This window comes from Candidatus Korarchaeota archaeon NZ13-K (assembly GCA_003344655.1).
GTDB lineage: Archaea > Korarchaeota > Korarchaeia > Korarchaeales > Korarchaeaceae > Korarchaeum.
This window is the reverse complement of the sequence record MAIU01000011.1, coordinates 19330-27603: the sequence shown is the minus strand read 5'-3', so window position 1 is coordinate 27603 and position 8274 is coordinate 19330. Positions and strand designations below refer to the sequence as shown.

8 protein-coding genes are annotated in these 8274 nt (G+C 57.1%); 5 read left to right on the top strand and 3 right to left on the bottom strand.

The window, feature by feature from the left end:
* Positions 1-681, bottom strand: a 681-nt coding sequence (locus BA066_02640) for an alanyl-tRNA editing protein (protein ID RDD53803.1), incomplete at its 3' end; no start/stop codon positions are given.
* 102 nt (positions 682-783) lie between these two features.
* Here BA066_02640 and BA066_02635 point away from each other — a divergent pair.
* From BA066_02635 to BA066_02615, 5 genes are all read left to right on the top strand, one after another.
* Positions 784-2205, top strand: coding sequence for a hypothetical protein (locus BA066_02635; GenBank protein ID RDD53802.1), 1422 nt, complete (start codon positions 784-786; stop codon positions 2203-2205).
* A 138-nt stretch (positions 2206-2343) separates the two neighbouring features.
* On the top strand, positions 2344-2640 hold the full coding sequence (locus BA066_02630; protein ID RDD53801.1) for a hypothetical protein: 297 nt from the start codon (positions 2344-2346) through the stop codon (positions 2638-2640).
* A gap of 135 nt (positions 2641-2775) precedes the next feature.
* Complete coding sequence (locus tag BA066_02625; GenBank protein ID RDD53800.1) at positions 2776-3573, top strand: acyltransferase; 798 nt, start codon at positions 2776-2778, stop codon at positions 3571-3573.
* The gene (locus BA066_02620; protein ID RDD53799.1) at positions 3557-5158 is read left to right on the top strand and encodes a hypothetical protein; all 1602 of its coding nucleotides are present in this window, start codon (positions 3557-3559) and stop codon (positions 5156-5158) included. The genes BA066_02625 and BA066_02620 overlap by 17 nt, the downstream gene beginning before the upstream one ends.
* Before the next feature lie 23 nt (positions 5159-5181).
* The gene (locus tag BA066_02615) at positions 5182-6144 is read left to right on the top strand and encodes a spermidine synthase (GenBank protein RDD53798.1); all 963 of its coding nucleotides are present in this window, start codon (positions 5182-5184) and stop codon (positions 6142-6144) included.
* On the opposite strand, the gene BA066_02610 is transcribed toward BA066_02615, so the two are convergent.
* Positions 6145-6942 (bottom strand): prephenate dehydrogenase, encoded by a 798-nt coding sequence (locus tag BA066_02610; GenBank protein RDD53797.1) that lies wholly within the window; start codon positions 6940-6942, stop codon positions 6145-6147.
* Positions 6930-8273, bottom strand: a complete 1344-nt coding sequence (locus BA066_02605) for an aminotransferase class I/II-fold pyridoxal phosphate-dependent enzyme (GenBank protein ID RDD53796.1) — start codon at positions 8271-8273, stop codon at positions 6930-6932. Before BA066_02605 ends, BA066_02610 begins: the two co-directional genes overlap by 13 nt.
* Position 8274: the final 1 nt, after the last annotated feature.

Sequence of the window (8274 nt, the reverse complement as noted above, 5' to 3'; positions counted from 1 at the left end):
GTTATTCTTCCCCTTATTCTCTATGTCCAAGAAGACGATCCGCCCGACCTCAGAGGTGTTCCTAACGTGAGGTCCTCCGTCGGCCTGCAAATCTATTCCCTCTATCTCAACTATTCTGAGCCTCTCCACTTCAGGGGGAAGGGATTTCGCCAGCTTCACTATGCCAGGTATCCTCATCGCCTCCTCCCTGTTCAAGTAGTATATCTTCACCGGCCTTCCCTCAGCCAGGAGCCTGTTCGTCTCGTCTATAGCCTCCTCAACGAGCTCTCTATCGGGCCTTTCCAAGTTCACGTCAACCCTGCTCCTCTCATATCCCACCTTGTTCCCTGTGACCAGCACGCCGTGCCTCCTGTTCATCACCGCTATCAGTGCGTGCAGGGCGGTGTGCATCCTCATCACCCTGTACCTCCTCTCCCAGTCGAGCACCCCCTTGACCAAGTCCCCCTGCCTGAGCTCATGCTCTGCCAGGCTGTGCCAGACGAGATCCCCCTCCTTGCTCACCTCAATCACCTCAAACTCATTCTCGCCCTTGATGAGCTTTCCGGTATCACTCGGAAGACCCCCGCCCGTCGGATAGAATGCGGTCCTGTTCAGCAGCACCCTGTTACCGTTGACGGAGAGGACCTCGGCCTCGAACTCCCTGAGGTAGCAATCGTCCATGTAAAGCAGCTCCGTTCCCAAAGCGAGCACCCCATCACCACCTGAGGGAACCTTATTTTAACTTTCCCCGAGGGGGAAGTGGTATCGAAAGCTATTTTAATCCGCAGTGAGGTGGGTGACCCAATGAGGCCCAAAGTTCAGCTGCTCCTGATGATCCTGGTGTTGTTCGCAAGTCCATATATCGTCTCATCCCAGTCCAGCTGGGACCTATCGATACTGAGGGTCACCGTCTTCCCTCCCGACGCGGAGGTTCAGCAGGGGCAACCACTCCTCCTAACCATATACGTTGGGAACAACGAACAATCTCAGTTCTCAGGCACGATCACGGTGAGCCTCTACGTGGACGGCTTCATATTCTCAAAGGAGAACTGGCTGATCGGGAACATTTCCATGGGCTCCGTCCCGATACCATCAGGAGGTTACAGGACGATAGTGACGAGCTTGGACACATCGAAGCTGACCTTGGGCGTCCATGAGCTGACGATAGAGCTGGCCCCCAAGGAGTATGTAGATCCGAGGATGAGCGACAACAGATATTCCTTGAACTTCATCGTCGTCCCCCTGGTGAACCCCTTCATAGAGATGAGGGGCGAGCTCGTTCAGGGCGAGGAGTGCGATATCTCCGTCCACGTGCCCAACCCGAGGAGCGAGCCCTTCGAGAGGGTCAGGGTCAGGCTAATCATCAACGGGAGCGATGTTGGGATCAAGGAGATATACGTTCCACCCAAATCGATCTCGGAGGTCAAGTTTTACTACAAACCGATGACGGTGGGAGAGCTTCGGGTGGAGGCCCTGCTGATGAAGGACGATCAGCTGCTCAACAGGGCGGTGAGCGACGCGGTGGTGAGACCCTCGTGCGATTTGGAGGTGGCCGGGATTCAGATCGGTGAAAGGATCTTCGTCGGAGAGCCGATCTCCGGGAAGCTGAGGATCCAAAACAAGGGGCTCTCAGGTACCGGGGTGAACATCACGATCTCTCTGGATGGGAATGCTTCCGAGAGGAAGGTGCTGGATCTCCTGGGGCCGGGAAATGAGACGGATTTGGATTTCGCCCTGGGGGTGAAGCCGCTGAGCGTTGGGACCCACGTCATCACGGTGAGAGCAGATCCGCTGGATGCCGTTGATCTAAATCCCGCTGATAACGAGCTCTCCATCAGTTTCAGGGTGATGCCTGTTCCCGTTTCGCTCTCATCCAGGGTCAGGGGTGGGGATGTTGAGCTCAACCTGACAAACCTGGGTGACGTGATAGCGGATCTCGAGCTCTCGGTGGTGAGGAACGGGAGTGAGGTCAGGAGAATGAACCTGACCTTGGAGGCTGGAGGGAGCATGCCGGTTCTGATAAGGGGACTTGAACCCGGAAATTACACAATAGTTGTTTACAGCCATGGTAGTGCCGTCGCATCGACGGAGGTGAGCCTGGAGGGGAGAGGAATCCCTTTGAGTGAGCTCTCCCCCCTCTGGTTGATCGCGGTGGTTCCCATAGTGGGTGCCCTGGTCTACTACCTCATCCACGTGAGGGGCAGGAGGAAGAGGTGGCCCTCGTGATCGCTGAACGACATGGTGGCATCTCGCGATCCATGAGGGTGGGCCCCGCCCAGCGAGATGATCTGAGGGATTCGCGAAACATTCAGCTAAATTTGAAGGATTATCGGGAAATTTAATCCCGCAGCGAGTGAGTGATCGATGATCCCGCGAGTCCTCATGCTGGCCCTCCTGTCTCTGGCGATCATCCCAATAATAGCGGCTGAGGCCCAGAACCCGTTCTCCTGGATGGAGGATTCCATAAAGGGGCTCACGGATGCGGTGATAGAGCTGCTAAACATGCTGAGGTCCTCCGCGCTCACAATAGGGAGGATCCTGGCGGGGACCCTGATAGCGCTGGGGATCGTGCTCTGGGGGAGCGATATATTCAGCTACAAGGGAAGGAGACTAGTGCTGACAGGGATAATTCTGATCATAGTCATGGAGATGCTGGCATGAATGCCTCGCCACCGTTATCCGATGCTGGAAGCGATTCTAGCCAGCTGCATCGATGCACCTGATCTCACGGGAGAGTCGGAGAGCTCCGCCCCGTAAAGGTTATCTTGGCCGGCTAACTCAATTCGCGAGGCCACCATGAGGAGAGTAGGCTTCGTGCAGACGAATCCGGAATTTGGTATTGTTGAGAGGAACGTGAGAAGGGCGATAGAGCTGGCCTCAAAGGTTGAAGCGGATCTCCTTGTCTTCCCGGAGCTGTTCAACACGGGCTATCTCTTCCTCTCCAGGGAGGAGGTCCTGAGGCTCTCCGAGGGGCCTGATGGCTTCACCGTGAGGAGCATGAGTCGCTTCGCGGCGGAGCATTCAACGGCTGTAGTCGCCGGTTTCGCCGAGAGGGAGGGGGATAGGGTCTACAACTCGGCAGTTGCCATAGATGAGAACGGGGACTTGAGGGGTGTCTACAGGAAGACCCACCTCTTCTTCGAGGAGAAGCTTCTCTTCGACCCCGGCGATACGGGCTTCAGGGTTTTTGAGCTTGCCGGCATGAGGGTTGGCATCATGATATGCTTCGACTGGATCTTCCCAGAATCAGCTAGGACCCTGGCCCTATCGGGGGCTCAGGTCATAGCGCACCCATCGTGCCTCGTGATGCCCTACGCACCCAAGGCGGATCCCGTGAGAGCCCTCGAGAACAGGGTTTTCGTGGTGCTGGCCGACAGGAGCGGTTCCGAGGAGAGGGGAGGTAAGAGGCTTAGGTACTACGGCATGAGCTTGATAGCGGATCCGAGGATGAACGTGCTGGCTCAGGCCCCTGAGGAGGGGGAGCACGTGGCGGTGGTGGAGATAGACCCAAAGCTGGCCGATGACAAGAGGATCAATGAGCTCAACGACATATTCTTGGATAGGAGGCCTGAGTTCTATGGGAAGGTCTGCTAGGCTGCTCCTGGCCATCGCAATAATACTTCTGCTCCCCATCCCCGCTTCCCTCGCGGAATCCGTAACCCTTCAAGCCACGGTGGATTGCTACATCACGAGCTGGGCTCCGGGCTCTAGCTTCCACGGTGAGGTGTTGAAGGTCCTCAGGCTCAGGGCCGGTGATAGCTACAATGAGTCGAGGGCCATCATGGGCTTCGATCTCATCGGACTCATGAGCGTGCCCAAGGGCTCAAAGGTGGAGGAGGCCAGCTTGGTGCTGAGGGTGGTCAACCACTCAGGCGTGAGGGTGGAGGTCTGGGAGCTCGCCAGGGAGCCGGACATACTCTCTGTGAGCTGGTTGGCAGCCAGCAGGTATGAGAGCTGGCTGACTCCCGGAGGAGACCTTCTCAGAAAGGTCGGTGAGGCTAAAACTGTATCTGGTGAGCTCAGGATAGACATGAAGGACTACTTCCAAGCTCTGGTGAATGGGGAGATCAACTCGACCGGCTGGTTCATCGTCAAGGTGGCTGAGGGTGATGAGGGCTACCTGCACTTCTACTCGGAGCTGTCCGCCAGCAAGCCCAGGATCGAGCTGAGCTATGAGCCAGCATCTCTTGAGCTGAGGCTCGATTCGAGCGATGTGAAGGTATCTCAGGGGGGGTCATCCGTCCTGAAAGTCTACGTCAACGGGTACCTCGGGTCAGCCGTGTCCCTGAGGGTTCAGGCCCCTGATTTCCTCAACTACACGCTCTCCCCTGAGGGGGGATATCCCTCCTTCGTGAGCACCCTCAACCTGAGCGTGCCCGAGTACGCACCGGGAGGCACGTACACATTGACGATCTCAGCCATGGGACTCATAAGCAGGAACGTTACCCTTAGGTTGACCGTTCTGGAGAGGAAGGGATTCGCTGTGATTGGCCCGAGCGAGGCCGATCTGAGGGGAGGATTCACCGAGGTCTTGAAGCTTAAGTTGGTACCGACCGGGAACTTCAGCGGCGAGGTGACGGCCTCCTTGCTCGAGGCACCGGACTGGCTGAATGTGGAACTGAACCCCCCGAAGGGGAGGCCTCCCTTCAACATCAGCGTGATCATGAGACCCCTGCCAGAGGTGAGCGCATCCGGAAGAGTCAGGATCCTGCTCAGGGGAGGGCAGGTGAGCAAGATGCACGAGATAACTCTCAGCGTCAGGGCCAGGAGGGTGGCGATATACAGCAACGAGATAGACTGGAGCCTCTCCAGAGAACTCATAAGATCCTATTCCAATGCCTCCGGGCTGATGGTCTTCAGGATAAGCAACAGCAGCCTCTTCTCAGACTACGACCTCGTCATAGTGCTCGGGGGTCACAGGGCCCCGACGGACAGGTACATGCCGATGAACGTGGCCTCCAAAATGCTGAATGAGACGGAAAAGGGCTTGCTGGAGAAGGGGAATGGATTAGTGAGTGTCAAGAGCGAAGGATCTACCTTCATAGTGATCGTGGCAGGGAAGACGAGAAGGGAGACATCAAGGCTCCTCCCCTCGGATCTGGATGCAGATGGAACTCCCCTGATAGCTGAGATCATCTCTGGAGACCCGAGAGATGTGGCTGGACTCTACAAACCGTGAGCATCTCACCCATCAGCTTTTTAATGATGTCTACCTCACGCTTTATGCCCCTCAGGTTACCCAAGCCCGGGCTGAGGAACATAGACGGGCACCTCCTCTACTTGGAGCATGCTGGGCCGCACATGGCGACCCTTCAGGTGGTCAACGAGATCATCTCCTCCGAATTCACCCCGGCCGGGCAACTCGTTGAGACCTTGGATCTGGAGCTTTTCGGTAAGTCCCTCTTCATAGAGCACATAATAATGCTCTCGCTCTACGACGAGTTCATCTACCACGAGTCCCTTGTTCACCCCGCCCTCCTCTCCCTGGAGAGGCCGGAGAGGGTGCTGATAATAGGGGGAGGGGATGGGGGAGCCCTGAGGGAGGTCCTGAAGCATCCCGTCGAGGAGGTGACGATGGTAGAGCTTGACAGATCTGTCATCGAGACGATCAGGAGGAACCTCCCGGAGGTTCCAGGGGACTCCTTCGAGGATGGTAGGCTCAAGCTCGTGATAGGGGACGGAAGGAAGTATGTGGAGAGCTGTGAGGAGAGGTACGATGCTGTGATACTGGACGTGACCGATCCCTACGGTCAGGCCGTGAGGCTCTACACGAAGGAGTTCTACGAGATGGTAAGAAGGCTGATAAGGGATGGGGGCCTCATGGTGACGCACAGCGAGGGTGTTCACGTGAACAGGCTGACTTTTCAGAGGATATACAGGGCCGTGAGGGAGGTCTTCAGGAAGCATGCTGTGGCCAAGGCCTACGTGCCATCCTTCACGGACGAGTGGTCCTTCTCCTTCGGATCGGACTGCATGGTGCCTCCGGAGCTGGACAGGGTGACCCTGGAGAGGAGGTTCGAGGAGAGGCTGAAGGGGAGGACGAGATTCTACCTCCCAGAGGTGCACTATGCGTTATTCAGCCTCCCCGCTTATCTGAAGGAGGCGTTGGAGGAGGAAGTGCCTCCCAGTACGGACGAAAATCCTGCTGAGATATATGAGGAGTGATCAAGTGCCATAAAGGGCTCCATAAGCCTCCTTGGGGTCGATCCTATCCAGCCACCTCCTCATCCTCCTCCTCAGCCTCCTGAAGTCCCTCGATCCCAGCTCCTTCAGGAACTCCCTGAGGCAATCCTCGAAGTATGGGTTCTGAGTGATCAATTCCTGGCTGAGATCCTCCGATTGTGTCAGGGTGGCCGCGGCCACCCTCAGGAACCAGGACGTGGTGGTGGTGCTGGCCGAGCTGAGCAGATCTGCGTAGCCGTCCGATGAGGAGAGGAAAGCGTTAGTGATCAGGTGCACCAATCCGAGCCAGGCCATGGCCCTATCGTGCTCCTCCAAGCTCATGGGGATCAGCTCAAATGGGAAGAGGGAAGATAGGTAGGAGAGCTCAGCCCCGATGTCCCTGACCTCCACGACGGCAGCCTTACCGCGGCTCAAGTCCCTCAGGCCAGGCCCGAAGAGGGGGTGAAATGATATCCCGAGGATACCCCGGGGCCCCAGCCTCCTCATGGAGGGCATCACGGGGCTCTTAACGGAGCTTATCTCCATGATTGTGCTGCCTCTCCTCATCTCCTCACCCAAGATCTCTACGATGAGCGCTGTTTTTGATATAGGGACGCAAACTAAGGCGGAATCGAACTTCCCCAGGTTCCTCAGCTCCAGCTGATGCTTGACGTTCAGCTTACTGCAGAGCTCCTCAGCCTTAGTCCGATCCACGTCGTGAACGTAAACTTCATGCCTCTCGCTCAGGTATCTGGAGAAGAGGGAGCCCATGGCCCCGGCTCCCACTATCAGGATCTCCAAGAGAGAAGGGCCTCCTTGAGGAGTCTTAATCCTTGATCGGCGCCCTCGCTAGCGAATGTTATCCTTATCCACTCCTTGAAAGGTCCGAAACCCGACCCTGGAGCTATGGCTATCCCCCTCTCCTCGAGGATGCGTGAGGCGAACTCCATCGAGTCGAAACCATCTATTTGAACCCTTGGGAATATGTAGAGCCCTCCCTGAGGCTCCTTGTACTCCAGGGGAGCTCCTGAGAGATCGGTCAGCGCCCTCCTCAGGTAGCCCCTGAGCAGCTCCCTGACCTCGCTCACCCACCCCTCGCCCCTCTCGAGGGCCGAGGCCGACGCCTCCTGTATGAACTCGGGGACGTTGCTTATGGTCAGGCTCATGTACTTGGAGAGCGCAGATATCATGCTCTCGCTCGCTTTTATGTAGCCCACCCTGAAGCCCGTCATCCCGAATGCCTTTGACATTGTGTTCACGCTCAAAGTCCTCTCGTATACCTTCGAGGGAGGGACCCTGTCCACGAGCGATATCTCAGCGTATGCGTCATCGCTTATAAGCAGAGCATCGTTCTCGTTGAGGAAGTCGGCCAGCTCCTCCAATTCTCTCCTGCTCCAGACCCTCCCATCCGGGTTGTTCGGGGAGCAGACCAGGAAGGCCCCGATCCCCTTCATCTTCCAGAGCTCATCCAAGGAGGTCACTTGGATGAACTCAAGTCCCAGGTTGGATGCCATCCCCTTGTAAGCCGGCCAGGCCGGTATCATCACGCCCAGCCTGTCCCCGGGCCTAAGGAAGCAAGCTAGGATCGAGTAGATCGCAAACTTCGATCCAGGGGTCACTATGATGTTCTCGGGTCCGCTATCGACTCCATCCCTCTTACTGATCCAATCACTGGCAGCTCTCCTGAACCTTTCTGAGCCCGTCGAGGTGCCGTACCTGGTCCTCCCCTCCCCTATGGCCCTCAGCATCTCATCCAAGACCCAAGGGGGGAAGGACCAGGGAGGCTCCCCCACCTCCAGGTGATATATCCTGACCCCCCTCCTCTCCAGCTGCTTGGCCCTCCTGAAGACCTCGAGATGGGGACCGGCATCCCCCTCCTCTGGGATCTGGGCCCTTATGGAGGCGCTTATTATGAATCTGAAGAGTCTACTGCAGCTCCAATCGTCCAGCCCCCTCTCCCTGCACCTCTCCCTCACATCCCTCCAGAGCTCCCTCTCGACCTCCGAGTCCCTCACCGGAACACCGGATTCCCTCTTCAACCTACCTATCTCCTCGACGAGCCTCATCCTTTCCGAGTAGAGATCCACCAGCTTGAGGGTGAGCTCCCTTATCCTACCCCTCAGATCCTCCATA

Excerpts from the sequence above, each read along its gene's own strand:
- BA066_02630 (RDD53801.1), top strand. The coding sequence starts at position 2,344 with ATGATCCCGCGAGTCCTCATGCTGGCCCTCCTGTCTCTGGCGATCATC.
- BA066_02615 (RDD53798.1), top strand. The coding sequence starts at position 5,182 with ATGATGTCTACCTCACGCTTTATGCCCCTCAGGTTACCCAAGCCCGGG.
- BA066_02625 (RDD53800.1), top strand. The coding sequence starts at position 2,776 with ATGAGGAGAGTAGGCTTCGTGCAGACGAATCCGGAATTTGGTATTGTT.
- BA066_02605 (RDD53796.1), bottom strand. The coding sequence starts at position 8,273 with ATGGAGGATCTGAGGGGTAGGATAAGGGAGCTCACCCTCAAGCTGGTG.
- BA066_02635 (RDD53802.1), top strand. The coding sequence starts at position 784 with ATGAGGCCCAAAGTTCAGCTGCTCCTGATGATCCTGGTGTTGTTCGCA.
- BA066_02620 (RDD53799.1), top strand. The coding sequence starts at position 3,557 with ATGGGAAGGTCTGCTAGGCTGCTCCTGGCCATCGCAATAATACTTCTG.